Annotated in this window: 1 pseudogene; it reads right to left on the reverse strand. The window is 35.0% G+C overall.

Annotated features, from left to right (window positions below):
- Window positions 1–142 precede the first annotated feature (142 nt).
- Window positions 143–1,220 (reverse strand): annotated as a pseudogene (locus COD11_RS25765) (IS110 family RNA-guided transposase).
- Between the last annotated feature and the right edge of the window lie 83 nt (window positions 1,221–1,303).

Here is a 1,303-nt window from a genome sequence, read left to right on the forward strand (position 1 = left end):
GTCTTTTTCTGTGAAAATAAATTAAAGGTTTAAACTTGATCGCATTTGATTAAGCTATAGATAACTAAATTTGGCAATAGGAAAGCAGAGCTACCGTACTTTACGGTTTCTCGTTTAACTTTTCTATTTTTTGTCTATAATGCTAATTTGAAGTTAACTCGTGGTAGGGTTCTTTGTTCTGAAGCATATGATAGACAATCGTAAGCATTCGGTGTCCTATGGCAACGAGTGCTTTNNGAAACAGCCCATGCAGCTTCACACAATGCAGATTTAATATGTGGATTTCCTCTAACTGTTCGTGTACTTTTTCTTTTTCCTGCACTTTCATGATTTCCAGGTGATAATCCTGCCCATGAAGCGAGATGTTTAGAAGTTGGAAACTGTCCCATATCTACACCAATTTCTGCAAGGATGACTGCAGCTGTATCTTTTTTAATACCCGGCATTGTGATTAAAAGTTGAACTTCTTCCTGATAGTCTAGTAAGATTTCATCGATCCTTTTCTCAATATCGGATATTAACGTTTCTAGATAAGTAATATGCATCCAGGATTGTTGGATTAGAAAAAGTTGATGATCATTTAATGTACCGAATAAAGAATCAGTAATCAATTGTTTTTTATGAGCCATTTTTCCATGTATCTTTTTCTCAACTTCTTCCTGATCAATAAAACCTTCAGATATTAATTGTTCCAAGAGTTTCCTTCCTGAAACACCAAAAACATCTGAAATAACAGTACTTAATTTTATGTTTGAAGTCTCTAACACTTTTTGAATTCGGTTCTTCTCAGATGTCATATGCCCAATCCATTTCTTTCTAAGTCGAGTCAAATCTCGTAAATTTCGAAAGTCTTCTGGAGGGACAAAGCTTTTCTCTATTAGTCCATGTCTTAATAATTTAGCTATCCATTCTGCGTCCGAAACATCTGTCTTCCTACCGGGAACGTTTTTAATCCTTTGTGCATTAGCCAAAGTAATATCAAAAAAATCTTCTAAGATGTTGTAAACTGGTTTCCAATAAACTCCCGTACTCTCCATCGCAATGTGAGTGACTTCTTTTTCTTCTAACCATTTAAGCAGACGAAATAAATCCTTCGTTAATGTTGGGAAAGTTTCAATTACTCTTTCCAATTCAGCTTCTGAATCACCTAGTAATACACAAGCCACAATGGTTTCTGAGTGAACATCCAAACCAGCACAACGTTTGTGTAAAGTTTCCACCTTATTCACCTTCATAAAATTATTCCACAGACAGTGGAATGAATTTGAAATTAAACATTTTTCTGTTCGTAGTCATCCTAGAC

The organism is Bacillus sp. AFS040349 (assembly GCF_002577655.1).
Classification (GTDB): Bacteria; Bacillota; Bacilli; order Bacillales; family Bacillaceae; genus Metabacillus.